General features: G+C 62.9%; 22 protein-coding genes and 2 pseudogenes. 14 read left to right on the top strand and 10 right to left on the bottom strand.

All coding sequences use genetic code 11. The features are described from left to right. Window positions 1-26: 26 nt before the first annotated feature. Window positions 27-1,166, bottom strand: coding sequence for an alanine racemase (gene alr / locus N0Q91_RS12315; protein ID WP_275598124.1), 1,140 nt, complete (start codon window positions 1,164-1,166; stop codon window positions 27-29). A 132-nt stretch (window positions 1,167-1,298) separates the two neighbouring features. Here alr and N0Q91_RS12310 point away from each other — a divergent pair, with 132 nt between their 5' ends. The 3 genes from N0Q91_RS12310 (at window position 1,299) to N0Q91_RS12300 (ending at window position 3,291) form a co-directional block, all read left to right on the top strand. Beyond that, complete coding sequence (locus tag N0Q91_RS12310) at window positions 1,299-2,156, top strand: AraC family transcriptional regulator (RefSeq protein ID WP_275596525.1); 858 nt, start codon at window positions 1,299-1,301, stop codon at window positions 2,154-2,156. Window positions 2,157-2,338: 182 nt separating this feature from the next. Further along, window positions 2,339-2,992 carry an AzlC family ABC transporter permease gene (locus N0Q91_RS12305; RefSeq protein ID WP_275598123.1) on the top strand — a complete coding sequence of 218 codons (654 nt, stop codon included), beginning with the start codon at window positions 2,339-2,341 and terminating at the stop codon, window positions 2,990-2,992. Beyond that, window positions 2,989-3,291 carry a branched-chain amino acid transport AzlD family protein gene (locus N0Q91_RS12300; RefSeq protein ID WP_275596524.1) on the top strand — a complete coding sequence of 101 codons (303 nt, stop codon included), beginning with the start codon at window positions 2,989-2,991 and terminating at the stop codon, window positions 3,289-3,291. Before N0Q91_RS12305 ends, N0Q91_RS12300 begins: the two co-directional genes overlap by 4 nt. Before the next feature lie 92 nt (window positions 3,292-3,383). Here N0Q91_RS12300 and N0Q91_RS12295 read toward each other — a convergent pair whose 3' ends face one another. Then, entirely contained in the window at window positions 3,384-4,883 is a 1,500-nt protein-coding gene (locus N0Q91_RS12295) for a replicative DNA helicase (protein ID WP_003531702.1), read from the bottom strand. Between the two features lie 322 nt (window positions 4,884-5,205). On the opposite strand from N0Q91_RS12295, the gene N0Q91_RS12290 reads away from it, so the two are divergent. Genes N0Q91_RS12290 through N0Q91_RS12280 form a run of 3 tightly spaced genes read left to right on the top strand, consistent with a single transcriptional unit; the run spans window position 5,206 to window position 8,335 of the window. After that, the gene (locus N0Q91_RS12290; RefSeq protein WP_275596523.1) at window positions 5,206-5,658 is read left to right on the top strand and encodes a MarR family winged helix-turn-helix transcriptional regulator; all 453 of its coding nucleotides are present in this window, start codon (window positions 5,206-5,208) and stop codon (window positions 5,656-5,658) included. Continuing rightward, the gene (locus N0Q91_RS12285; protein WP_275596522.1) at window positions 5,655-7,250 is read left to right on the top strand and encodes an MFS transporter; all 1,596 of its coding nucleotides are present in this window, start codon (window positions 5,655-5,657) and stop codon (window positions 7,248-7,250) included. Before N0Q91_RS12290 ends, N0Q91_RS12285 begins: the two co-directional genes overlap by 4 nt. Window positions 7,251-7,267: 17 nt before the next feature. Beyond that, window positions 7,268-8,335, top strand: a complete 1,068-nt coding sequence (locus N0Q91_RS12280; protein WP_275596521.1) for an HlyD family secretion protein — start codon at window positions 7,268-7,270, stop codon at window positions 8,333-8,335. Between the two features lie 91 nt (window positions 8,336-8,426). Here the strand turns inward: N0Q91_RS12280 and rplI are convergent, their stop codons facing one another. The 4 genes from rplI to rpsF all read right to left on the bottom strand — a co-directional run bounded on the left by rplI (window position 8,427) and on the right by rpsF (window position 10,906). Next, window positions 8,427-9,002 (bottom strand): 50S ribosomal protein L9, encoded by a 576-nt coding sequence (gene rplI, locus N0Q91_RS12275; protein WP_018094655.1) that lies wholly within the window; start codon window positions 9,000-9,002, stop codon window positions 8,427-8,429. Between the two features lie 33 nt (window positions 9,003-9,035). Further along, window positions 9,036-9,989, bottom strand: coding sequence for a YybS family protein (locus N0Q91_RS12270; protein ID WP_100672104.1), 954 nt, complete (start codon window positions 9,987-9,989; stop codon window positions 9,036-9,038). A gap of 193 nt (window positions 9,990-10,182) precedes the next feature. After that, window positions 10,183-10,431 carry a 30S ribosomal protein S18 gene (gene rpsR / locus N0Q91_RS12265; RefSeq protein WP_003531693.1) on the bottom strand — a complete coding sequence of 83 codons (249 nt, stop codon included), beginning with the start codon at window positions 10,429-10,431 and terminating at the stop codon, window positions 10,183-10,185. Window positions 10,432-10,456: 25 nt separating this feature from the next. After that, entirely contained in the window at window positions 10,457-10,906 is a 450-nt protein-coding gene (rpsF, locus tag N0Q91_RS12260; RefSeq protein WP_018094657.1) for a 30S ribosomal protein S6, read from the bottom strand. 342 nt (window positions 10,907-11,248) lie between these two features. Between rpsF and N0Q91_RS12255 the strand changes: the two genes are divergently transcribed. Next, complete coding sequence (locus tag N0Q91_RS12255; RefSeq protein WP_275596520.1) at window positions 11,249-11,581, top strand: four-helix bundle copper-binding protein; 333 nt, start codon at window positions 11,249-11,251, stop codon at window positions 11,579-11,581. Window positions 11,582-11,607: 26 nt separating this feature from the next. Here N0Q91_RS12255 and N0Q91_RS12250 read toward each other — a convergent pair whose 3' ends face one another. Beyond that, window positions 11,608-12,651, bottom strand: coding sequence for an aldo/keto reductase (locus tag N0Q91_RS12250; RefSeq protein ID WP_275596519.1), 1,044 nt, complete (start codon window positions 12,649-12,651; stop codon window positions 11,608-11,610). Between the two features lie 336 nt (window positions 12,652-12,987). On the opposite strand from N0Q91_RS12250, the gene fabD reads away from it, so the two are divergent. From fabD to gmk, 7 genes and pseudogenes are all read left to right on the top strand, one after another. Beyond that, entirely contained in the window at window positions 12,988-13,932 is a 945-nt protein-coding gene (gene fabD / locus N0Q91_RS12245; RefSeq protein WP_275596518.1) for an ACP S-malonyltransferase, read from the top strand. Between the two features lie 24 nt (window positions 13,933-13,956). Next, the gene (gene fabG, locus N0Q91_RS12240; RefSeq protein WP_018094661.1) at window positions 13,957-14,694 is read left to right on the top strand and encodes a 3-oxoacyl-[acyl-carrier-protein] reductase; all 738 of its coding nucleotides are present in this window, start codon (window positions 13,957-13,959) and stop codon (window positions 14,692-14,694) included. A gap of 336 nt (window positions 14,695-15,030) precedes the next feature. Further along, window positions 15,031-15,267: an acyl carrier protein gene (locus N0Q91_RS12235; RefSeq protein ID WP_003531676.1), complete on the top strand. Its 237-nt coding sequence runs from the start codon at window positions 15,031-15,033 to the stop codon at window positions 15,265-15,267. Window positions 15,268-15,572: 305 nt separating this feature from the next. Beyond that, window positions 15,573-16,838: a beta-ketoacyl-ACP synthase II gene (gene fabF / locus N0Q91_RS12230; RefSeq protein ID WP_275596517.1), complete on the top strand. Its 1,266-nt coding sequence runs from the start codon at window positions 15,573-15,575 to the stop codon at window positions 16,836-16,838. A 324-nt stretch (window positions 16,839-17,162) separates the two neighbouring features. After that, entirely contained in the window at window positions 17,163-18,362 is a 1,200-nt protein-coding gene (gene mltG / locus N0Q91_RS12225) for an endolytic transglycosylase MltG (RefSeq protein WP_100672109.1), read from the top strand. A 247-nt stretch (window positions 18,363-18,609) separates the two neighbouring features. Further along, on the top strand, window positions 18,610-19,497 hold the full coding sequence (locus tag N0Q91_RS12220) for a YicC/YloC family endoribonuclease (RefSeq protein ID WP_275596516.1): 888 nt from the start codon (window positions 18,610-18,612) through the stop codon (window positions 19,495-19,497). Between the two features lie 3 nt (window positions 19,498-19,500). Further along, a pseudogene (gmk, locus tag N0Q91_RS12215) lies at window positions 19,501-20,159 on the top strand (guanylate kinase). Window positions 20,160-20,276: 117 nt separating this feature from the next. Here the strand turns inward: gmk and rsmA are convergent. The 3 genes and pseudogenes from rsmA to N0Q91_RS12200 form a co-directional block, all read right to left on the bottom strand. Beyond that, window positions 20,277-21,101, bottom strand: a complete 825-nt coding sequence (gene rsmA / locus N0Q91_RS12210; protein ID WP_100672111.1) for a 16S rRNA (adenine(1518)-N(6)/adenine(1519)-N(6))-dimethyltransferase RsmA — start codon at window positions 21,099-21,101, stop codon at window positions 20,277-20,279. After that, on the bottom strand, window positions 21,101-22,129 hold the full coding sequence (gene pdxA / locus N0Q91_RS12205; RefSeq protein ID WP_275596515.1) for a 4-hydroxythreonine-4-phosphate dehydrogenase PdxA: 1,029 nt from the start codon (window positions 22,127-22,129) through the stop codon (window positions 21,101-21,103). The genes rsmA and pdxA overlap by 1 nt, the downstream gene beginning before the upstream one ends. Window positions 22,130-22,138: 9 nt before the next feature. Then, window positions 22,139-23,088: pseudogene (locus tag N0Q91_RS12200) on the bottom strand (peptidylprolyl isomerase). Window positions 23,089-23,389: the final 301 nt, after the last annotated feature.

Here is a 23,389-nt window from a genome sequence, read left to right as displayed (position 1 = left end):
AAGGACGATATTCCTTTGCGCCTTGTTCAAGCGCCTCCGACATAGGTCCGATGATACCGGCGGCCGAGACTCGTCAGCAGCTCGTAGCCGATAGTGCCGCCGGCGCGCGCGACGTCATCGATGGCGACATTGCGCCCGAAGACCTCGATGTAATCGCCGGCACGCACGGCCGTTTCCGGCAGGTCAGTGACGTCGAACAGGCTCAGATCCATAGTCACCCGCCCGACATGCGGCACCTTCATACCATGCAGGAAACCGAAGGCGCCCGAGGGCATCGCCTGTCTGAGGGTGACGCCGCCGCCCGAAACCGAACGGTGGTAGCCGTCGGCATAACCGATCGCGACCGTCGCAATGCGGCTGTCGCGGCCGAAGCGGACCGAGGCGCCGTAGCTTGCCGTTTCGCCGGATGGAACCGTCCTGACCTGCACGATGCGCGCTTCGGCGGTGACGACCGCTTTCATCGGATTCACGGCGCCATCTATCGCTTCGCCGCCATAGACCGCGATACCGGGCCGGGTGAGATCGAAGTGGTAGTCCGCGCCGAGGAACACGCCGCCGGAATTTGCGAGGCTTGCCGGCACGCCCTCGAAGGCGGCCGTAACCTCGCGGAAACGCTGAAGCTGATAGCGGTTCATCGGGTGTCCAGGATCGTCGGCGCAGGCCAGATGGCTCATGACGAGGACCGGCGAGAAACTCGCAGGCCGCGCAGGGTCGTGGGCGAGGGCAACGGCCTCCTCAGGCGACAGGCCGAGCCGGTTCATGCCCGTGTCGACGTGGAGAACGCAGGGGTGGTCGCCCCGTTCGGAAAGCGCTGCCATGAAGACCGCCAGCTGCTCCTCCGAGTTGATGATCGGCACGAGATCGTTCTCGAAGAAGAGTTCCTCGTTGCCCGGCCACATTCCCGCGAGAATGTCGATTCGCCCATCCGGAACAAGCGGGCGAAGCTCGGCCCCTTCTTCGACACTGGCCACGAAGAAATCGCGCGCGCCGGCGGCATAGAGAGCCGGTGCGGCATGCACGACGCCGAGGCCGTAGGCATCGGCCTTCAGAACGGCGGCGGTGCGGGCGTTTCCGGACCGCTCGTTCATCGCCCGCCAATTGTCGGCAAGCGCGGTGAGGTCGACGGTGAGCCTGCTGGAGGCGGAAAGAAACTCGGGGCTTTGCATACTGGAACTCTGCATGGACGATACCCGCAGCAATACATCCAAGTGCTCCGTGCCGCAAACCGCCGACGCAATGCTCCGGTCGAAAGCACTTTTATGCAAGACGAGCCTTTCCTCGCCCGATAAGATCGGCCGATGGAAACGATCTCACAGGAAAAGGCCATCGACGCCATGCCGCTCGAGGGAGCCGAGCGGACTCGTTTCTGGCGCGACCCCCGCTTCAAGGGCATGGAGTGCCTCAGCGCGACCTTCATCACACACGAATTTGCCCCCCACGCGCACGACACCTTCAGCATAGGTGCGATCGAAGCGGGTTCCCAGATCAGCACGATCAAGGGGGAACGATCGCAGACGGGCCCGGGAGATCTCTATCTCATCAATCCGGATGAAATCCACGACGGACATCCGGGCCATGAAGGCTACCGCTACCGGATGATCTATCCATCCACGGACCTGCTGGTGGAGATACTCGAGGATGTGACCGGCCGCTCCTTCAGGGGAACGCCGTCCTTCTCGCGGCTGCTTCTCACCGATAGAGAGCTTGCGATCGGCTTTCATCGTGCGCACCGCGCATTGGAAGGCAAGGTCGGTACGCTCGAAGCGGACGAAAGCATGTTCGGGTTCCTGGCCAGGCTCTTCGAGCGCCACGGCAACGCTATCATCGTCCCTCTGCAGACGCGCGAGAGGTCAGCCGTGCACCGGGCACGCGACTATCTTGTTGAAAACTACACGCACGATATCGGGCTGGAGGAGCTTGCGAAGCTGGCGGGGCTCAGCCGCGCCCATCTGATCCGCGCCTTCCGAAAGGAATTTCACATCACCCCGCATGCTTTTCTCACCGACAAGCGGGTGCGGGAAGCCAAGGCCCTTCTGCGCAAGGGCTGGTCTGCGGCGGACACCGCCTATCACTGCGGCTTTGCCGATCAGGCGCATTTCAGCCGCCATTTCAAGGCTCGAACCGGCGTCACGCCGGGCACCTATCGCTCAGGCTGATCACTTTCGTTCAAGACGGGTGTCTTCTGCCGGGCTACCTGCTGGCGGACTTCCAGGAAAAGCGCGTAACGGTTTTCCCTCCGGAAGTGCGCAATTTCAGAAGGTTGGTGTTGCAGGTACGGGAGATCCCTGGCGTGAAAAAGGTGCGGGCAGTCGAGGAATTCTGGGGCGGTTTCAGGGCGATGGCACCGCTTATCGTGGCGGTGATGCCGATCGGGCTCGTCTTCGGGGCCGTCGCCGCAACCAAGGGCCTGTCGACCCTCGAAATCGTGATGATGAGCGCTCTGGTCTTCGCCGGCGGTTCGCAATTCGTCGCGCTCGACATCTGGACTCATCCGGCCTCCTGGGCGGCCCTCGGATTTTCGGCTCTGCTCGTCAATATCCGCCATCTTCTGATGAGCGCATCGATCGGGACGAAAATGCCGGCCTTCTCGGGGCCGGCGAGGTATGCCGCGATGCTTCTCCTTGCCGACGAGATATGGGCCATGGCCGAGGTCCGGGCCGGTGAGTCGCGCCTCACGCCCGCCTGGTATGCGGGCCTCGCGGTGCCGTTCTATCTGGTCTGGGTGCTTGCCGGCCTTGCCGGTTCGCTCGCCGGCGCGTTCCTCGGAGACCCGAAAGCGCTCGGTCTCGATTTTGCGTTCCCCGCGGTCTTTATCGTCCTGGTCATGGGTTTCTGGAAGGGACGAGAGACCGGCACGGTTCTCGCTGCGAGCGCTGCGGCCGCGGTCCTCGCGCACCAATTCCTCCCCGGAGTCTGGTACATCGCAGCCGGCGCGGGGGCGGGCGTCATTGCGGCTCTCTTCACCGGGGAACGTCAGGAGGCCCGCGCATGACGCTCGATCCGCACACGCTTCTTGCGATCGTCGCGATGGCCGTGGCGACCGTGCTGACCCGGATCGGCGGTCTTGTCCTCATCCGTTTCGTCACGATAGGTCCGAAGCAGAAGCGGGCGCTGGAGGCGATTCCGCCGGCCGTATTGATGGCCGTCATCGCGCCGACGGCGCTGGTCACCGGGCCGGCCGAAACGCTCGCAACCCTCGCGACAGCGCTTGTCGCCACGAGGCTTCCGCTGCTGGCGGCCGTGGCGGCCGGGGTGATCGTCGTGGCGGTTGTGAGGGTGTTCGTAGCGTAGAGAGCCCGTTTTCCGTCCGGAAGTGCGTTGGACCAGAGACTTAGAGCAATTCAGTGTTTCGATGAAACATTGTAATGCTCTCAGTCCGCCCCTCAGTGCTCGTACTGCGTAAACGACGGATCGGCGAGATCCGAGAAGCGCGTGAATTCCGACTGGAAGGCGAGCTTTACGGTGCCGGTCGGTCCGTGGCGCTGCTTGGCGATGATCACGTCGGCCGTGCCCTTCACCTTCTCCATCTGCATCTTCCACTCTTCGTATTTCGGATCGAACTCGTCGCGCGGTTCCATGTTCTTCACGTAATATTCCTCGCGGAACACGAAGAGAACCACGTCGGCGTCCTGTTCGATCGAGCCCGATTCACGCAGGTCGGAGAGCTGCGGCCGCTTGTCCTCGCGGCTTTCCACCGCGCGCGAAAGCTGCGACAACGCGATGATCGGCACGTTGAGTTCCTTGCCGAGCGCCTTGAGGCCGGTGGTTATCTCGGTGATTTCCTGTACGCGATTTTCGCCCGACTTCTTCGAACCGGTCATGAGCTGGATGTAGTCGACCACGAGTACGTCCAGGCCGCGCTGCCGCTTCAATCGGCGCGCACGCGCGGCAAGCTGGGCGATCGAGATACCGCCGGTCTGGTCGATATAAAGCGGCACTTTCTGCATCATCTGCGAGCAGGCGACGAGCTTCTCGAAATCCGCTTCCGAAATGTCACCGCGGCGGATCTTCGAGGAGGAGACTTCGGTCTGCTCGGAGATGATACGGGTAGCGAGCTGTTCGGACGACATTTCGAGCGAATAGAAGCCGACCACGCCGCCGTTCTTGGCCTTGAAGGAGCCGTCGGGCTGTACCTCCGGTTCGTAGGCGGCGGCGATGTTGTATGCGATGTTCGTCGCGAGGGAGGTCTTGCCCATGCCCGGACGGCCGGCGAGGATGATCAGGTCCGAACGCTGCAGTCCGCCCATCTTCCCGTCGAGGGAATGGATGCCGGTGGAAATGCCGGAGAGGTGACCGTCCCGCTCGAACGCCTGTCCGGCCATGTCGATCGCGAGCGCCACCGCGTCGTTGAACGATTGGAAGCCGCCGTCGTAGCGCCCGGTCTCGGCGAGTTCGAACAGGCGCCGTTCGGCATCCTCGATCTGGCTCTGCGGCGGCATGTCGAGCGGTGCGTCATAGGCGATGTTCACCATGTCTTCACCGATGGTGATCAGCGACCGGCGGAGCGCCAGGTCGTAGATCGCGCGGCCGTAGTCCTCCGCATTGATGATGGACACGGCTTCGGCGGCGAGGCGCGCGAGATATTGCGCAACCGTCAGGTCGCCGACCTTCTCGTCGGCCTTGAGAAAGGTCTTGACCGTCACCGGGTTGGCAGTCTTGCCCATGCGGATGATTTCGCCGGCGATCTCGAAGATCCTGCGATGCAACGGCTCATACAGGTGTACGGGTTTGAGGAAGTCCGACACCCGGTAGAAGGCGTCGTTATTGACGAGAATGGCGCCGAGCAGGGCCTGTTCCGCTTCCAGATTGTTCGGCGCCTCGCGATAATGCTGTTCCGCCTGATCCTTGGCCAAAGGGGCGAGCTTTCGCGCTGCGTCGTTCATCGTTTTCCGTTTCCGCTTATGATCCCGTGAGGCACCCGGTTTGCTGACTGTTGCCCGTCGCGTCTAGTGCAGGCACGCAACAGTGGCGTGCCATACAACCCCGCCTGTCGCCTTTGCCCGTTGTTCGACTGATCCACAGGGAGGCAAGGGAGAAGTTGTAAAAAAATACATTCTCACGCGACACTGGTTGACGCAGCGGCCATGGGTAAAAACTACCTGATTCGCGTCCCCGCGTCCTCGATGGGCATCTTGAAAAATGCCCATGGCCGGATTAAATAGTGTCCAGATAGTTAGCATGCTAGTAATATGGAAACGATACTAAATGCCGAATCCAAGCGACAATCGTGATCTGTTCGACGCACTTGCGACCGTAAATCGCAAACTGCGGTCGGTGTTCGACGCGCGGGTGAAGGAGCGCGGCCTGACGCTGCCGCGTGCGCGGATGCTGTTCGCGCTCGCCAGGAAAGAAGGTCTTAATCAGCGCGAGTTGGCCGAAGAGCTCGATATCGAGACGCCGACGATCGTTCGCCTTCTCGACGGCATGGAAAAGCAGGGATTTATCGAGCGCCGGGTCGAGCTTTCCGATCGGCGTGCGAAGCAGATCCATATGACGGACATTGGCCGCTCCGTGGCGGATGAGATTCAGAAGCTCGCGAGCGACATCCGCGAGGAGGTCCTGGGCGGGCTGCAGCCACAGGAAATCGCCGTCGCGCTGAAGGTCGTTTGCAAGATCGCGACGAACATCCAGTCGATCGGGCGGAGTGGCGACCGATGAATGCCGTTGCCGCTCCCAACTCGATGCGCATCGGTAGATCGGCTCTCTATATCGCCGGCTCCGCTCTCCTCTTTCTGACGCAGGGCCTCGGCCTGAATCTCGCGTCGGCCAATCTTGCGCAGGTCCAGGGGTCGCTTTCGGCCACGTCGGTGGAGGCTGCCTGGCTTGCGGCTGCCTACATGGCGCCCAATGTCAGCCTTTCGGCCGCTCTCGTGAAGATTCGCGCCCAATATGGTCTTCGCCGCTTCGCTGAGATCGGCATAGTCGGCTTCGTCATCGCTTCACTGATGAACGTCTTCGTCTCGGACCTTCATTCGGCGATCGTCGTCCGCTTCATCAGCGGCATTGCGGCCGCGCCGATGTCGAGCCTCGGCTTTCTCTATATGCTGGAAGCCTTTCCGCCGGCGCGCAAGCTGACGGTGGGCCTCGCACTCGCCCTGACATGCACGACCTTGGCCGCTCCGATCACGCGGCTGATCTCGCCGCGGCTCATCGAGATCGGACAATGGCACGGGCTGTACACGCTTGAGATGGCGCTCGCGCTGATCGCGCTGCCGGTCATCTATCTGCTGCCGCTGACGCCGGTGCCTCATGCCAAAGTCATCCAGCGTACCGACATCCTCAGCTACCTGCTGCTCGCCGTCGGCTTCGGCTGCGTTGCCGTCGTCCTCGTGATGGGGAGGCTCTATTGGTGGTTCGAGGCACCCTGGCTCGGCATACTGCTCGCCTTGTCGGTCGTTACCCTCACGGCCGTCGTCCTGATCGAGCTCAATCGCGAGCAGCCCTTGATCGACATACGCTGGTTGGCCTCGCGCGAGATCGTGCATTTTGCTGCCGTACTGTTGATCTTCCGCCTCGTCGCCTCCGAACAGTCGGCGATCGCCACCAACTTCTACCAATTGCTCGGCCTGCAGTATGACCAGCTCGCGACACTTTACTGGATCATTCTGGCCGCATCGCTCGGGGGCGGTCTGCTCTGTGCGGCGCTGATGAAGCCGGGGCACGCGGACGTCATCCACGTGTTCGCCCTCGGCATGCTCGCTGGCGGCGCCTATATGGACAGCCATGCGACGAGCCTCACGCGTCCGGAACAAATGTATGTGAGCCAGGCGCTGGTCGCCGCCGGCACGGCCCTTTTCCTGCCGCCGGCCATGGCCCGCGGTTTCACGGCGGCACTCGCGAAAGGCCCGAGCTACATCCTGAGCTTCATCGTCGTCTTTCTGTTCACGCAGAGCATCGGCGGCCTGATGGGCTCTGCCGCCTTCGGAACCTTCGTGACACTGCGGGAGAAGTTCCACGCCAACATTCTGGCCGAGCAGATGGTTCTGACCAATCCTCTGGTCGCGCAGCGCATCGGGCAGCTGTCGGGCGCCTACGCCAAGGCAATCGGCGACAGGGCGTTGCTGAACGGGGAAGGCGTTGCCCTGCTCGGGCAGACGATCACCCGCGAGGCCAACATCCTCGCCTACAACGATGCCTTCCTGCTGGCGGCGATCATAGCGCTTTTCGCGCTCGCGGTGCTGCTCATCCAAATCGCTGTCAAACGGCTTGCCGGGCGCGATCCCGACGCCGTGCCGGCGGCCATATCTTGAACAATGAAGTCGTTATCATGCTGAAAAACTTCCGCTCTCCTACAACGCTCATCGTATTTCTTGCCGGCCTCGCCGGTCTTTCGCTCGTCCTCTACGCCTGGCGTCTGCCGCCCTTCGCGAGCTCCGTCGAAACCACGGAGAACGCCTATGTCCGCGGCTATGTCACGACCATCAGCCCGCAACTTTCCGGCTACGTCGCGGAGGTGCCGGTGCGCGACTACGAGGAGGTGAGGGCTGGTCAGCTCCTCGTCAGGATCGATGACCGGATTTACGTCCAGAAGCTTGCGCAGGCAAAAGCGACGCTTGCGACACAACGGTCGGCACTGGCGAACTCGTTCGAACAGGAGCTATCGGCAAAGGCCGGAATCGCCGCGAGCGAGGCCCAGCTCGACGGGGCCAAAGCGGCTCTGGCAACGGCGAGAGCAACCTGGGACCGCATTCGTCCGCTCGCCGATAAAGGTGTCGCGACGCGGAGCGACGCCGACCAGGCCCGGGCTGCGTTCGAGCAGGCGGACGCGGGCGTCAAACAGGCGATCGCAAATCTCGAGGTTTCGCGCCAGTCGCTTGCGACGACGCTCGGCGCCCGCGCCGGCCTCGAGGGTGCGGTAGCCGGCGCCGAGGCGGCCGTGGAACTCGCCGAGATCGACCTCGACAACACCAGGATCGTTGCGCCGCGTGCCGGCAGGCTCGGCGAGATCGGTGCCCGTGTCGGGCAATATGTCACCGCCGGCACACAGCTGCTCTCGGTCGTGCCGCACGACGTCTGGATCGTCGCCAACTTCAAGGAGACGCAGCTTGACGGGATGCGGGTTGGTCAGCCCGTCACCATTTCGGTAGACGCCCTGAACCGGCAGGTGCTGAGAGGCCACATCGAGCGCTTCTCTCCCGCTGCCGGATCGGAATTCAGCATCATACGGCCCGATAACGCCACCGGCAATTTTACCAAGGTGGCGCAACGTCTCGGCGTGCGCATCGCCGTCGATCCCGAACAGCCGATGGCCGACCGCCTTGCTCCCGGGCTTTCGGTGGTGGTGAGGGTCGACAAGGCGGCCGAACCTCAGGCGGCGATCGCGTCCGCCGGGTAGGGCAATTCCAGGTTCCGCAAGGAATCGCCCGCAAACAAAAAGCCCGGATCCGATCGGATCCGGGCTTCTTTCCTTGAGGTCCGCTCGGGACTTATTCTTCTTCGGACTCGATCTCGGCTTCCGGGTTGAAGAAATCTTCCGGCTTCAGGGCGTCTTCGTCCACGCCGTAGATGGCATCGGCCGAGGTCAGGCTTTCGCCCTTGGCCTGGCGCTCGGCTTCTTCGGCCGAACGGGCGACGTTGATTTCGATCGCCACGTCGACTTCCCCGTGCAGGTGCAGCGTGACCTTGTGCAGGCCGATAGCCTTGATCGGCTGGTTGAGGTCGACCTGGTTCCGGTTGATGTTGAAGCCTTCGGCAGCCAGCGTCTCGACGATGTCGCGGGCGGCAACCGAGCCGTAAAGCTGGCCGGTCTCGCCAGCGGAACGGACGATGATGAAGGACTTGCCGTCAAGCGAATCGGCAACCTTCTGGGCTTCCGACTTACGCTCGAGGTTACGGGCTTCGAGCGTCGAGCGCTCGGATTCGAAACGGGCCTTGTTGGCGGCATTGGCGCGGAGCGCCTTGCCGAGCGGCAGCAGGTAGTTGCGCGCGAAGCCGTCGCGAACCTTTACGGTTTCGCCCATCTGGCCGAGCTTGGCGATGCGTTCGAGGAGAATGACTTCCATTTTGATTTCCTTTCAGTTTGTTCGTTTCGTTGGTCAGTTTTTTCCCGTGGGCGTGAGTGCGATGGCGCGGCGCGTATCGATCAAGCCGGACAGGAGGAAGAAGAAAGCCGGAATCGTAAAGACGAACACCGACAGGTATGCGATCCACAGCACGGGAAGCCGCCAGGACTTGCCGCGCGTGCGAAAATGAAAAGAGGCGAAGCCCGACAGCAGGAAGCCGGCGCCGAAGGTACCGCAGACGAGCGCACCGATCACAGCCGGCGCCCCGCCGAAGAAGGTGAGGGCCAGGCCGCCGAGAAAAACGAAGATGGCGTTGCGGTGCATCCTGAGCGAAGAGGGAACGTCCTCCCGCGGCCGAAGCGCCTTGCCGGACAGCTGCACGATGCGGGTCGCGAGATAGTAGGCGGCGAACAGCATCAATACCCAGATGGCACCCTGCACCAGCGGCAGCGCCAGCGTGAATATCGACTTGAGCTGAGCGATCGCCGCGGCATCCGGATTGTAGAGCGGTTCCTGCGCCTTTATCGCCTCGACCACCATATCGACCATGATGTCGGAGACGCTCGCGTCGTATCCGACGATATAGCCGACGATGATCATGCCGACCGTCACCAGTCCGGCAAGATGCACGAGGATGTCGGAGAGCGGATACCAGGCGAGTGAACCCTCGGGACCGCCGAGTTCGGAAGCCGGGCGCGCAAGATTGGAGAGGTGGCTGAGCCAGCCGGCCGGGACGAGCGTCACGACGACGATCAGCAGTGCGAAATAGGGTGACACGAGTGCCACTGCTGCCCCGCCCGCGACCACGATGGCAGCGATGGCGGCGGCGTTTCCCCAACCGAGACCCGCAATCAGGATCGGCAGCGCGGAGGCGGCGTAGAGAACGATCGCAAGAGACGACTGCGTATTCGCGCCCATCGACAAGAGGGCGGCGGTAATGCCGGCGAGAACGCCGGTCAGCAGCGATGTCCTGTTCCAGTTCTTCACGTTCGCTGTCCTGCTTGAGATGCAGTTAGGGGCGGCCGTCCGGCCATTGCCCCAACATGGGATTTGCGCGCCGTTCCGGCGCGTTTCCGATCCGCGCCCACCGCGGAAGGGAGGGATCGAGGCACACTTGAAAGCGCGCCTCGATCGGAGCTGGTTTCCGTTGAGTCAACCGATCAACGGAGCGCCGGCCGCCTTACGATACGATGTAGGGCAGCAGGCCGAGGAAGCGGGCGCGCTTGATCGCCTGGGCGAGTTCGCGCTGCTTCTTCTGGGAAACGGCCGTGATGCGCGACGGCACGATCTTGCCGCGCTCGGAAATGTAGCGCTGCAGGAGACGGACGTCCTTGTAGTCGATCCGAGGAGCGTTTGCGCCCGAGAAGGGGCAGGTCTTGCGGCGACGGTGGAACGGACGGCGTACCGGAGCGGAAGAAACTTCAGCCATTGTCTTTATCTCCTAAAGCTTCTTGTTAAGCGCGGTCTTCGCGCGGGCGGCGCGGACGGTCATCGCGGTCGCCACGGTCCGGACGCGGACCACGGTCACCAAACCCACCACGGTCCGGGCGGTCGCCGTCGCGGCGCGGGCGATCGTCGCGGTCGCGCTTCTGCATCATCGCGGACGGGCCTTCCTCGTGCTTGCTGACGGCGATCGTCATGTAGCGCAGGATGTCTTCGTTGATGCGCATCTGACGCTCGACTTCGTGCACGGCCGGTGCCGGGGCATCGATGTCCATGAGGACGTAGTGAGCCTTGCGGTTCTTCTTGATGCGGTAGGTGAGGGACTTCAGGCCCCAGTTCTCGACCCGACCGACCTTGCCGCCGTTCGATTCGATGACACCCTTGTACTGCTCGACCAGAGCGTCGACCTGCTGCGGCGTGATGTCCTGCCGAGCGAGGAATACGTGTTCATAAAGAGCCATTGTGGCTTGCCTTTCTTGCGTTAATCAGCCCGGACCTCGGCGGCTAAGCCTCAACGACTGTTCTTAAAGGCCATGAGAGCCGGCAAGAAAGTGTTGTATCGAGACGGTCGAGAGCGGAGACACGGGAGGCCGGAATGCCTTACATTCCTCGCGGTTTCCGAATGGAAACCGGCCCTCCGTTCAGCCACCAGCCAGAAGACCGGGCGTTTCGAACAGCGCGCTTATACGGGTTTTCACCCGAAATGCAAGCGCTCTCGTCGGATTGGCCTCCCGGCTGCACTCATCCGGAACAAAAGCGCCCTTGCGCTGTTGAGTGGGCTCCCACCCATCCGGGAGAAGAAAATGGCCCCCTTCGATCCGAAGATGCAGGAATGCATCGAGAATTGTCTTGCCTGCTATCGCGTCTGCCTTTCGACGGCGATGACGCATTGCCTGGAGACCGGCGGCGAGCATACCGAGCCGCTGCACTTCCGGTTGATGATGGCCTGCGCGGAAATTTGCAGGGACGCGGCGCATTTCATGCTGCTGGGTACGCCGCACCACAAGCACTTGTGCGGCGAATGTGCCGAGATCTGTGCGGAGTGCGCGGACGACTGCGAGCGCATCGGCGACATGGGCGATTGCGTCGACACCTGCAGGCGCTGTGCCGAGAGCTGCCGCCAGATGGCGGCATGAAGCCGCCGCTCCGGCGGGAGAGTGTTTCAGATCGGCGCCGGATAGAGCCGGTGCAGCCGCCGGATGCCGTTCATCACGTCCTGGGAGAGAGTGACGTCGGCGGCGCCGAGGTCATTCTTCAGTTGCTCCATGGACGTGGCGCCGATGATGGCCGAGGCCATGAAGGGGCGCGTGAGACAGAAGGCGATCGCCATTTGAGCGGGGTCAAGACCGTGTTCGCGGGCGAGTGCGGCATAGGCGGCGACGGCGGGCTCCTGATGCGGCGTGTAGCGGCCGCCGAGGTCGCCGTTGATCGACAGGCGCGATCCGGCCGGCCTGGCCCCGTCCAGATATTTTCCGCTCAACAGCCCGGCCGCCAGCGGCGAATAGGCGAGCAGGCCGATATCTTCGTGGTGCGACACTTCCGCCAGGTCGAGATCGTAGCTGCGGTAGAGCAGACTGTACTCGTTCTGGATCGTTGCGACGCGCGGGAAGCCGTATCTGTTGGCGAGGTCGATCATCTTCATCGCGCCCCAGGCCGTATCGTTCGAAAGGCCGACCGCGCGGATTTTGCCCGCTTTGACGAGTTCGCCGAGCTTGTCCAGAATGGCCTTGAGATCAGCTGCGACCTCCTCCCTGTTCTGGTGGGAAGGGTCATAGGACCAGGCGTTTCGGAAGTGGTAATGACCGCGGTTGGGCCAATGCAATTGATAAAGGTCGATATAGTCGGTTCTGAGCCGCGCGAGGCTCGCATCGACCGCTTCGCCGATCCCTTGCGGGGTGACCGGGCCGCCATTGCGGATGTAGGCACGGCCGGAGCCGGCGACCTTGGTTGCAACCACCACGTCGTCACGGCGGCCGCGTGCGGCCAGCCAATCGCCGATGATGCGCTCGGTGTTGCCGTAGGTCTCCGCTGAAAGCGGCGTGGTCGGATAGAGTTCGGCCGTATCGATGAAGTTGACGCCATGATCGAAGGCATAGTCGAGCTGTTCATGGGCCTCGGCCGGCGTGTTCTGCGAGCCCCACGTCATCGTTCCGAGACAGAGGGACGAAACCTTGATGCCGGTGCGGCCGAGTTTGTTGTAGCGCATGACGTTCCTTGTGGGGCGGGTTAGCGCCCATGGGAGGAAGGCGCTCCGCCTTGGAAATGACGGTTGGCCGCAGCCCGGGAAGTTCCGGAACGGCGCGGCGGCAAAGCGGGGCAAACTTAAGCCTTGATTGGCGAAGATCAAGGGCAAAAGACCGTAACCAACCGGCGAAGCGCGGCTTCCGCGCTTGACTTGCGGTTCAGGAATGTGAATGGAGAGGAAAATGCGGGGCGGCGCCAAAGGTCCGGGCGGTTCATCTGCACCCGCCCGCGCAACTGAAACGGTCACGGTTACTGGCTTGCTCCGAACCAGCCGCGACCCATGGAAGGGGCACTCTTGATGAGCACCGCATTCACGTTCCCCGGTCAGGGCAGCCAGGCCGTCGGCATGGGCAAGGATCTGGCCGAGGCCTTTCCGGAGGCTGCCGCCGTCTTCGCCGAGGTCGACGAGGCGCTCGGCGAAAAGCTTTCCGACATCATGTGGAACGGGCCTGAGGACACGCTGACGCTGACGTCGAATGCGCAACCGGCGCTGATGGCGGTGTCCATGGCGGTCATCCGCGTGCTCGAGGCCAAGGGCGTCGATCTCAAGCGCAAGGTTTCCTTCGTTGCGGGCCACTCGCTCGGGGAGTATTCGGCGCTCTGTGCCGCCGGTACTTTCTCGCTCGCCGACACGGCGCGTCTTCTGCGCATTCGCGGCGATGCCATGCAGGCGGCCGTGCCCGTCGGCAAGGGCGCGATGGCGGCGATCATCGGTCTGGAGCATGACGATGTCGAAGCGATCTGCCGCGACGCCGCATCGCTCGGCTCGTGCCAGATCGCCAACGACAACGGCGGCGGCCAGCTGGTGATCTCGGGCGAGAAGCCGGCTGTGGAGAAGGCCGCGGCTCTCGCATCGCAAAGGGGTGCCAAACGCGCGCTGATGCTGCCCGTGTCCGCCCCCTTCCATTCCGCGTTGATGACACCGGCCGCAGAAGCCATGCGCAAGGCGCTCGCAACGGTCGAGAAGCGCGATCCCGTGGTGCCGGTCGTCGCGAACGTGCTTGCCGCGCCGGTTAGCGATGCGGGCGACATCGCACGCCTGCTTGTCGAGCAGGTGACCGGGCAGGTGCGCTGGCGCGAGACGGTCGAGTGGTTTGCGGCCCATGACGTGACGACGCTTTACGAGATCGGCTCGGGCAAGGTCCTGACGGGACTTGCCCGGAGGATCGACAAGACCGTCACCGGCATCGCCGTCAATTCGCCCGCCGATATCGATGCGGCGCTTGCCGTCCTCTTGGCCTGAGCGCCCTACTATAAGGAGAAATCCATGTTCGATCTTTCAGGCCGCAAGGCTCTCGTTACCGGCGCTTCCGGTGGTATCGGCGAGGAAATCGCCCGCATGCTGCATGCTCAGGGCGCCGTCGTCGGACTGCATGGTACCCGCGTCGAGAAGCTCGAAGCTCTTGCCAACACCCTCGGCGAACGGGTTCAGATATTCCCGGCAAATCTCTCCGACCGCGCTGAAGTCAAGGCGCTCGGTGAAAAGGCGGAAGCCGATCTCGGCGGCGTGGACATCCTCGTCAACAATGCCGGCATTACCAAGGACGGGCTCTTCGTCCGCATGAGCGACGAAGACTGGGACAACGTCATCGAAGTCAATCTCACGGCCGTCTTCCGGCTGACGCGCGAGCTCACGCATCCGATGATGCGCCGTCGCTTCGGCCGCATCGTGAACATAACCTCGGTGGTCGGCGTCACCGGCAATCCGGGGCAGGCGAATTACTGTGCCTCGAAGGCCGGCATGATCGGCTTCTCCAAGTCGCTTGCACAGGAAATCGCCACCCGCAACGTCACGGTCAACTGCGTCGCGCCGGGCTTCATCGAAAGCGCGATGACCGGCAAGCTGAACGACAAGCAAAAGGAAGGGATCATGTCTGCGATCCCGATGCGGCGGATGGGAAGCGGAGCCGAGGTCGCCTCCGCCGTCGCCTATCTCGCTTCGAACGAAGCGGGATACGTCACCGGTCAGACGATCCACGTCAACGGCGGCATGGCGATGATCTGACGAGGCGATGGAGTGTGCGGTACCTTGGTCTTCGGCCTGTGCCGCGAGCTCCGATCAGCCTCTTCGTTTGTTTGTGCCAAATGCCTGAAAATCAATGTTGACCAAGGGAATATCGGGCATTTTCGCACTTTGCGGCAGGCATAAACCGTGTTAATCGGGCCATGACTGCGCGCAGTCGACCGTTCCGGCCAGGTGTCCGGCAGCTCTTGTTGCCCTAGGTTTCCGCGGTTTCGGTTGGATGGATTGCCCGTTGGACCAACTTGGTCTATCAGGCGTGATAGAGTGCCGGTGCCGGTAACAGCGCCGTAGAGAAACATAAGGTCGAGGAACTCCGACATGAGCGATATCGCAGAACGCGTGAAGAAAATTGTTATTGATCATCTTGGCGTCGACGCCGAAAAGGTCAGCGAAGGCGCAAGCTTTATCGATGACCTCGGCGCGGACTCGCTCGACACCGTCGAACTGGTCATGGCATTCGAAGAAGAATTCGGTGTCGAAATCCCGGACGACGCTGCAGATTCGATCCTCACCGTCGGCGACGCCGTCAAGTTCATCGAGAAAGCCCAGGCCTGACCTTCTGGCTTGAGTTATTGGCGGGCCGCACTCGCGGCCCGTTCAGCCCTGGGGCAGTGGGCTGGCCTGCATTCACTGCGGGTTGCGATCGGTAAAGCGTCCCGCCTTTCCCTCTGGTCGTCACTACTGCATGTCTCCTGATTGGAGTCCGTCCAGGGACAAGAACATGCAAGGAACCATAAGGTCAAAGCGACCTTTGCGCGTCTTCACGACGCTGTAACGAGATTTGCAATGCATGCGCGGGTCGCGATCGTCGCGTGGTCCGGTCCGGCGGTTGAATTGAACAGTCAGGGTGGGTCACGGGTATGAGACGTGTCGTTATCACCGGTACCGGCATGGTATCTCCTCTGGGTTGCGGAACCGAAGTCAGCTGGGCGCGTCTTCTGGCCGGCGACAATGCAGCCCGCAAGGTCACCGAGTTCGAGGTCGAGGACCTTCCCGCCAAGATTGCCTGCCGCATTCCCTTCGGCGATGGCAGCAACGGTACGTTTAATGCCGCCGACTGGATGGAGCCCAAGGAACAGCGCAAGGTCGATCCTTTCATCGTCTATGCGATGGCCGCTGCCGATATGGCGCTGGCGGATGCCGGCTGGAAACCCGAAAGCGACGAAGACCAGATTTCGACCGGCGTCCTGATCGGCTCCGGCATCGGCGGGCTGGAAGGTATCGTCGATGCGGGTTACACCCTGCGCGACAAGGGTCCGCGGCGTATTTCCCCGTTCTTCATTCCCGGCCGGCTGATCAATCTCGCAGCCGGTCAGGTTTCCATCCGCCACAAGCTGCGCGGTCCCAACCATTCCGTCGTGACGGCCTGCTCGACCGGGGCGCATGCAATCGGCGACGCCAGCCGGCTGATCGCGCTTGGGGATGCGGACGTGATGGTTGCCGGTGGTACGGAATCTCCGATTTGTCGGATATCGCTCGCAGGCTTCGCCGCCTGCAAGGCGCTCTCGACCCAGCACAACGACAATCCTGAAAAGGCCTCGCGGCCCTATGACGCCGATCGTGACGGCTTCGTCATGGGCGAGGGTGCGGGCGTCGTCGTTCTGGAAGAACTGGAGCACGCAAAGGCGCGCGGTGCCAAGATCTACGCCGAAGTGATCGGATACGGCCTGTCCGGCGACGCCTTCCACATCACCGCTCCGTCCGAAGACGGCGAAGGCGCTTACCGCTGCATGCAGATGGCGTTGAAGCGCGCGGGCGTCACGGCTGCTGACATCGACTATATCAATGCCCACGGAACATCGACGATGGCCGACACGATCGAGCTCGGCGCGGTCGAGCGGCTGGTCGGAGACAGCGCTTCGAGGATCTCCATGTCCTCGACGAAATCGGCCATCGGGCATCTGCTCGGAGCGGCCGGCGCGGTCGAGGCCATCTTCTCGGCGCTCGCAATTCGCGACAATATCGCTCCGCCGACGCTCAATCTCGACAACCCTTCCGTCGAGACGAAGATCGATCTCGTGCCGCATGTCGCGCGCAAGCGCGAGATCAATGTGGCCCTGTCGAACTCGTTCGGTTTCGGCGGCACCAACGCGTCGCTGATTCTGCGCCGTTACACCGGCCATTGATCCCTCGAGCGGGCGTCTTGCGAAACGGGTTGCCAAGGTAAGCGGAATTCGGGCAGATCTTCCGATCTGCATCGACCCGCGATCCCGCTTTTTGCCGCAATGCTCGCTACAAGCTGTCGCTGGAGTGGCGACGACTCGGGGCCGCCGCCAAGGGCTATGTTCGCGCAAGCCACATCTGGTAAATGTAGGATATTCATCGCAGGGCAGGCCGCTCTTTCACCGGAGCCGCAGAGGCCGCCGTAACATTCACTGGTCGCCGGTCTAATCCGAAATTCGCACCGGCGGCGGTTTGAAAAGGTTGCGAATTTCGGAATCGGGATAATCGTGAGCGACTCAAACGATAACAGCGCGGTGCAATTCGGCCGCAATGAAACCGGGAGCAACGGGCCGATCATTCCGAAGTCGGCCAACGAAGCGCTGCGTCCCGAAAGAGTTCCCCATCCGCCGAAGCGTTCACGCAAGGCGCGCAGCCAAGTCGTCATCTTTCTCAACTTCGTCATGACTGTGGTCGTCTTCGTGGCACTTGCGGCCGCCGGGGCCGTCTATTATGCCATGCACGAATACGAGAAGCCGGGTCCCTTGGAGGCGAACAAGAACTTCATCGTTCGCAGCGGCGCGGGCATCAGCGAGATTGCCAGCAACCTGGAGCGCAACGAGATCATTACCGACAGCCGCGTATTCCGGTTCGTTTCGGAAGCCTATCTGAGCAATGACACGCTCAAGGCCGGCGAATACGAAATCAAGGCGCATGCATCGATGCAGGAGATCATGGAGCTTCTGAAATCCGGCAAGTCGATCCTCTACTCCGTCTCGCTGCCCGAGGGTTTGACCGTGAAGCAGATGTTCCACAGGCTTGCCGACGATCCGGTTCTTGTCGGCGATCTGCCGGCGGAGCTGCCGCCCGAAGGCTCCCTGAAGCCGGACACCTACAAGTTCACCCGCGGAACCGACCGTAACGAGATCATCAAGCAGATGACCGCTGCCCAGGAGGCGCTGGTGCAGCAGATCTGGGAGAAGCGGGATCCGGATCTTCCCGTGTCGACCATAGAGGAATTCGTAACTCTTGCGTCGATCGTGGAGAAGGAGACCGGCCGCGCGGACGAGCGACCGCGGGTCGCGTCCGTGTTCATCAATCGCCTGGAAAAGGGCATGAGGCTGCAGTCGGATCCGACCATCATCTACGGCATCTTCGGGGGCGAAGGCAAACCCGCCGACCGGGCGATCCTGAGGTCCGACCTCGACAAGCAGACGCCGTACAACACCTATCTCATCAAAGGTCTGCCGCCGACGCCGATCGCAAATCCGGGCCGGGCGGCGCTCGAAGCCGTCGCCAATCCGTCGCGCACACCCGAACTCTACTTCGTCGCCGACGGCACCGGTGGACACGTCTTTGCGGAGACGCTCGACGAGCACAATGCCAATGTGCGGCGCTGGCGGAAGATCGAGGCGGAGAGGGCAGCGGAGGCGGCGAAGGCCATCGAGGCGGCACAGGATGCCGTCACGCAGACCGGAACCCAGCAATAATACAGGTCGCCAAAACCGCGCAGCGGTTTGGGATAACGACAATGCACGAAAGCAAAACCTGAGGCGCGCCGCATGAATTAAATGCGGCGCGCCTCAGCCTCATGTGGACGGGCTCGCCGCCGCGCGGATATTCCTTGCGGAGTTCGGCGCTGTCGCCATAGTGCTTCCCTCAACGACAATGTCGTGCCTCCCTCGGAGGTACAGAAATCGTTGTCACTTTAACGAATCACTGCCAACGGAGGAAACGATGCCGCTCCAATCGATGACCGGCTTTGCCAGGAAAGAGGGGAGCACCGGACGGTATCGCTGGGCCTGGGAACTCCGTTCGGTCAACGGCAAAGGTCTCGACATGCGGCTTCGCCTGCCGCCGGGACTGGAACGTATCGAACCCGACTGCCGGCGTCTCGCCTCGCAGTACTTCTCGCGAGGGAACCTGCAGGTCGGCCTTTCACTGAGCGGTACGGAAGTTTCGGCGGAGGCAGTTCTCAACGAGGAAGCGCTCGCCGCCGTCCTGAAGCTTCGCGAACGATTGGGCGATGTCATCGATCCGGCGCCGCTCAAACTCGATACGCTGCTTTCCATTCGCGGCATCGTCGACTTCCGCGAGCCGGAGGAGAGCGAGAACGAGCGCGCGGAACGCGACGCGGAGATACTCGCCGGCCTGGAAGGCGCGCTCGCCGATCTGCGGACGATGCGGGAAGACGAGGGCAAGGCGCTCGGGCAGGTGCTGCTCGCCCAGGTGGAGCGCATCGAGAAGCTGACCGCGGTAGTCGAAAACGATCCGTCCCGCAGCCCGCAGGCGATCGCCGACAGGCTGGCGCAGCAGGTTTCGGTGATCATGGCCAACGCGTCCGGCATCGACCGCGAAAGGCTGCATGCGGAGGTCGCGCTGCTTGCGACGAAGGCCGATCTTCGGGAGGAACTCGATCGGCTGGGTTCCCATATCGGCGCTGCCCGCGACCTCCTGACAAAGGGCGGGCCGGTCGGACGCAAGCTCGATTTCCTTGCACAGGAATTTAACCGAGAATCGAATACCATCTGTTCGAAATCGAATGCCGCTGCCGTGTCTGCCGCCGGTATCGAATTGAAGGTCGTGATCGACCAGTTCCGCGAACAGGTTCAGAATCTGGAGTAGGATATGAAACCGGCGACCGTTTCGCCCATCAAGATCGCTCGTCGCGGGCTGATGCTCGTGATTTCATCGCCCTCAGGTGCGGGGAAGTCTACGATCGCGCGCAACCTGCTCGAAGCCGATCCGGACTTGAGCATTTCAGTGAGCGTGACGACGCGTTCGCGGCGGCCGAGCGAGATCGAGGGGCGGCATTATTTTTCAAGTCGATCCGAGAGTTCGAGGCACTGAGGGCAACGGACTCGCTGCTCGAATGGGCCGAAGTGCACGGCAATTACTACGGCACGCCGCGTGACGCCGTCGAGAAGGCGATGGGCGAAGGGCGGGACATGCTCTTCGACATCGACTGGCAGGGCGCCCAGCAGCTGCAGGAAAAAATGGCGGGCGACGTGGTATCGATCTTCATCCTGCCGCCGTCCATGGCGGAGCTGCAGTCGCGGCTCCATCGGCGCGCCGAGGATAGTGAAGAGGTCATCGCGACGCGGCTGGCCAATTCGCGCGCCGAAATCGAGCACTGGCGCGAATACGACTACATCGTGGTCAACGACGATCTCGACCGGGCCTTCTCCGCCGTCAGGGCGATCGTCGAAGCCGAGCGCCTTCGCCGCGACCGGCGCCCCGGCCTCTTCGAATTCGTCAACGGACTGCTGACGGAAAATCCTCTCTGAGCGCGCCGCTTGTCCCTTCGCCCGCCTTGCGGGAAGAGGGTGCCGGCAGGCGTATGGGGGAAAGACAGCCGGCGGCTGCGGGCTCGCTCCTGTGCTGTCGCAAGCGTCCGTCCGGCTCTACAGACAATTGGCCAGTCGGCAAAATTCTTCCACAGTCAGGGTTTCCGCGCGGCGTTGCGGATCGATGCCCGCCTTTGCAAGCAGCGCCTCGCCACCGAGGGGTTTCAGGCTCTGGCGGAGCATCTTGCGCCGTTGGCCGAAGGCTGCCTGGGTGACCTTCTCCAGGACCGCGGGCGAGCAGGGGATCGGAGCTTCGACAGGCTCGAGATGGACGACCGTCGACGTCACTTTGGGCGGCGGTGTGAAGGCCTGCGGCGGCACGTCGAATGCCAGACGCGCCTTTGTACGCCAGCCGCAGAGGACGCCGAGCCTGCCGTAGTGATCGTCATCGGCGCCGGCGACGATCCTGAGGCCGACCTCGCGCTGGAACATCAGCGTCAGGGATTGCCAGAAGGGCGGCCAGTGCCCCGGCAGCAGCCAGTTGACGAGAAGCTGGGTGCCGACGTTGTAGGGAAGATTGGCGATGATGCGCACCGGGCCGTCGGCAAGCGATTCGAAGTCCACCTTCAACGCGTCGCCCTCGATGATGTCGAGCCGCCCCGGATAATGGGCGCCGATCTCGGCGAGTGCCGGCAGGCAGCGCGAATCGCGCTCGATCGCGACGACCTTCTTGGCCCCCAGAGCGAGGATCGCCCGTGTAAGGCCGCCGGGACCCGGACCGACTTCGATCACCGTCACGTCCTCCAGCGGACCGGCGGTGCGCGCGATCTTCTGGGTAAGGTTGAGATCGAGGAGGAAATTCTGGCCGAGCGCCTTCTTCGCGTCGAGACCGTGGCGCTGGATGACGTCGCGTAGCGGCGGCAGACCGTCGAGAGCCGCCATCAGCGCTTCGCCCTGCCGGCGTTGCGGGCAAGTTCTTCTGCAAGCCGCAGTGCCGCAAGAAGGCTTTCCTCGCGCGCGATCCCTTTCCCCGCGAGACTGAAAGCGGTTCCGTGATCCGGAGAGGTTCTGATGAAGGGCAGGCCCAGCGTGACATTGACGCTGTCGTCGAAACCGAGCGCCTTGGCCGGTATCAATGCCTGATCGTGATACATGCAGATGGCGACGTCGTAGCTTTCTCTCGCGCGATCGTGAAACATGGTGTCCGCCGGCAGGGGTCCGACGACGTCCAGCCCCTCGGCGCGCAGCCGATCGATGACGGGGCGGATGACGGCATCGTCCTCGCGGCCGAGCGCGCCGCCTTCGCCCGCATGCGGATTGAGACCGGCAATCGCCAGGCGCGGCGCCGGCAGGCCGAAACGGCTCCTGAGGTCGGCCGCGGTGATCGTGCAGGTCTCGTAAATCAAATCCGGCGTCAGCGCGGCTGGAACGTCCTTGAGCGGGATATGGATCGTGACCGGGACCGCGCGCAGCTTCGGCCCGGCGAGCATCATCACCGGCAGGGCGGCAACGCCCGTTGCGCGCGCGGCGAGATCCGCGAGATATTCGGTGTGGCCCGGGAAGCGGAACCCGGCCTCGTAGAGCACTGCCTTGGCAATCGGATTGGTGGCGATGGCGGACGCCTCTCCCGCCAGCACGAGCCGGACGGCGGTGTCGATCGCATCGGTTACGGCGGAAGCATTCGCCGCATCGGGATTACCGGGAACGACGGGGGCAGGGGAGCGGACCGGCCAAACGGGCAGCGCCTGCCGGAAAGCGGCGACGGCCCCGAGACAATCGGTCTCGCATATCGGCACGGTCAGATCCAGGAGCTTGGCACGGGCGGCGAGTACTGCCGGATCGCCCACATAAAGAAACGGCGGCGTCGCCCGATCGGCCCGCTTCGCCCATACGGAGAGGCTGATGTCCGGGCCGATCCCGGCCGGATCGCCCATGGTGAGGGCGACCGGCCCGATGCTCGTCTCGCTCATACCGGCTCGTTACTTGTTGACGATCTGCGCCTTCGAGCGCAGTTCTTCAAGATATTTGGCGCTGTTCGGGTCTTCCCCTCGGCCTTCTTCTTGCCGAGATCCTCGGCGCGGAAGACGATCTCGGCGGCGGCGTCGTCGTTGACCTGCCGCTTCTTGCAGATTGCCAGATATTCGACGCCTTTCTCGGTAACGCGCGTACCCGTCGTCATGCCGTCGCCGGCCTTTTCGACGAGCGGCTTCCAATCCTCGGGCAGCTGCTGTGCCAGAATCCGGCCGAGGCTGCGGATCGAAACGTCGCGGTAGTTCGCCGCGAAGGCCTTTGAGGTGTCGCAACCTGGAAACTGCGAGCGCGAGGCATTGGCTTCAGCCTGCCGCTTTGCCGTGATGGCGCCGCGCTTCGATTCGGGAATGACGAAGATGACCTGCTGCAGGAAATATTCCGTCGTGACCGGCTTGTTGCCGCCGCCCTGCATCATGCGCTTGACGAGGTCGCCGCCGGAAAGGCGGCTGGCGCTGCCGTAGCGGAAGTTGACGACACGCGGCCAGCTCATCTGGACTGCGATATACTGCTTGAAATGGTCGATACCGACGCCGGCCTGGTCAAGGATCTTGCCGAGCTGCTCCGGCGAAAGCTTGTTGCCGGCGGCGAAACGCGCGAAGGCGGCATCGACCTCCTCCGTGCTGACGGACTGCTGAACGCGCGCGATCTCGGCGCGCTTCAGTACCTCGTCGACGAGCTGCTGCTTGGCTTCGGCCGCGCCGCCGCTTTGCCTCTGAAGCCGAAGGAAAGCGACCCGCTTGGCTACGTCGCCTGAGGTGATCACGGTGCCGTTGACGACCGCCTCCACGGTACTCGCCGCCATTGCCGTGGTAGCCGTACCCGCTGCGACACTCAGCGCACCCGCCAGTGCAACCGCCGAAAGCAACCTCACGATCGCGTTTTTCCCGCCCATCATCATTCCCCTGTTCGTTCTGCCTCCCGTTGCCGGCGGCTTCAGTTGCCACACTGCCTTGCTACGGCGAGCTCTACGCGCCCCGCAAGTCGCGCGGCGTCATAGGTGTCAATGCGAGGGAAATGCATAATACATGCGGCCAAACAATGACAAGACCGCATGATCGATTCACGCCGGAGCCGACGCCGGAAGGACGCTTCAACTTATGAAACCGTCCTTTCCGAAGGTCGATTCCGATCGGGCCGATGCGGCGAGGGCGGAACATGGCCACTTCAGAGCACTTCCCAGGAAAAACGTGGAACGGTTT

It is taken from the genome of Sinorhizobium prairiense (assembly GCF_029201645.2).
Taxonomy (GTDB): domain Bacteria; phylum Pseudomonadota; class Alphaproteobacteria; order Rhizobiales; family Rhizobiaceae; genus Sinorhizobium; species Sinorhizobium meliloti_A.
Note: the sequence above shows the minus strand (reverse complement) of the source record. Positions and strands in the feature narration are given on the sequence as shown.